Annotated in this window: 2 protein-coding genes; both read left to right on the forward strand. The window is 71.2% G+C overall.

Annotated features, from left to right (window positions below):
• Positions 1 to 1,311 (forward strand): TadA family conjugal transfer-associated ATPase (locus ACV4UX_RS19100; protein WP_491594863.1); only part of this gene is annotated, 1,311 nt, incomplete at its 5' end.
• Positions 1,308 to 1,853: hypothetical protein (locus tag ACV4UX_RS19105; RefSeq protein WP_491594864.1), on the forward strand; the 546-nt coding region annotated here is incomplete at its 3' end. The genes ACV4UX_RS19100 and ACV4UX_RS19105, both read left to right, overlap by 4 nt.

Below are 1,853 nucleotides of genomic sequence, written 5' to 3' on the forward strand. Positions count from 1 at the left end.
CCGGCCGAGATCAAGCAGGCCGTGCACCGCAAGCTCCTGGAGACCTACGACCTCAAGTACTCCGACATGGCCGCCGAGAACGACCCCGCCAAGCTGGCCGAACTGCGCGAGGACGTCACCCGCCAGGTGATCCTGCTCCTGGACCAGGAGGTGAGCATCCGCTCCCGCCAGGAGCGCGACGCCGTGGTGCGCGAACTGCTCCAGGACGTGCTGGGCCTGGGACCCCTGGAAGACCTTCTGGAAGACCCCTCCATCACCGAGATCATGGTCAACCGCTTCGACACGCTCTATGTGGAGCGCGCCGGGCGCATCGAGGAATCGGCGCGACGCTTCCTCTCCGAGGCGCACCTCCTGCGCGTCATCGAGCGCATCGTGGCCCCCCTGGGCCGCAAGATCGACACCTCCACGCCCATGGTGGACGCCCGCCTGCCCGACGGCTCGCGCGTCAACGCCGTAATCCCGCCCCTGGCCGTGAAGGGGGCCAACCTGACCATCCGCAAGTTCCCCGGCAAGCGCCTCGGCCCCCAGGATCTCCTGGACCTGGGCACGCTGGGCCTCCAGATGGAGCGCTTCCTGCGTTCGGCGGTGTTGGCCCGGCTCAACGTGCTCATCTCCGGGGGCACGGGCTCGGGCAAGACCACGCTGCTGAACATCCTCTCGGACTACATCCCCGACGGCGAGCGCATCGTCACCGTGGAGGACTCGGCCGAGCTCAGGCTGGCCAAGCCCCACGTGATCACCCTGGAGGCCCGGCCCCCGAACATCGAGGGCAAGGGCGAGGTGACCATCCGCGACCTGGTGCGCAACTGCCTGCGCATGCGCCCGGACCGCATCGTGGTGGGCGAGTGCCGCGGCTCCGAAGCCCTGGACATGCTCCAGGCCATGAACACCGGCCACGACGGCTCGCTCACCACCATCCACGCCAACTCCGCGCGCGAGGCCCTCTCGCGCCTGGAGACCCTGGTGCTCTTCGCCGGATTCGACCTGCCGCCGCGCGTCATCCGCGAGCAGATCACAGGGGCCGTGGACGTGATCGTGCAGGTGAAGCGCTTCAAGGACGGCAGGCGGCGCGTGGTGCAGGTGGCCGAGGTGACGGGCCTGGAAGCCGGGGTGATCACCCTGGGCGACGTGTTCGAGTTCCGCCAGGAGCCCGCGCCCCCGGGCGAGGTGCGCGGGGCCTTCGTGGCCACGGGCTACGTGCCGCGCTGCCTGGAGCTCTTCGCGGAGCGCGGCGTGCCCCTGCCCAGGGAGCTGTTCTGGGCCGCCGAGGGACCTGGGGCCGTTGGAGCGGCGGGAGGAGGCGCGCGATGATCTGGCTTCTGGGAGCGCTGTTGCTCATCCTGTTCTGGGGGCTTTGCTGGCTGTGGCTCACGCGCCTGGCCGGGGCGGACCTCTCGGGGGCCGTCTCCGCCCGGGGGGCCGGGCCGCTGGATGCCTACGCCGCGCGCCTGGCCGCCGCCCTGGACGACATGTTCCTGCCCGTGGGCGCGGCCCGGGTGCGCGCCGCGCTTGTCGGGCTCGCGCTCCTGGGCGCGGCGGCGGGGTTCCTTCTGCCCGGGGCCACGGCGGAACTGGAGCGCCTCAGCGTGACCCGCGCCCTGGAGTTCAACCGCGCGGGCAACCATCAGGCCGCCCTGGCCGAGCTTTCCCGCCACAAGGACAGCGCTTCTCCCCTGACCCACAACGAGCTGGGCGTGGCCTATTACGGCGTCGGCAACACCGATCTGGCCGAGAAAGAGTTCCTGCGCGCCCTGGACCTGGCCCCCGGCTACGCCCGCGCGCGCTCCAACCTGGTCGCGCTGAGGGGCATGACGGGCGATCCCTCCGAGAGCTTCGAGGCGGCCCGGGCTAGG

The sequence above is a fragment of the Fundidesulfovibrio sp. genome (assembly GCF_058402725.1).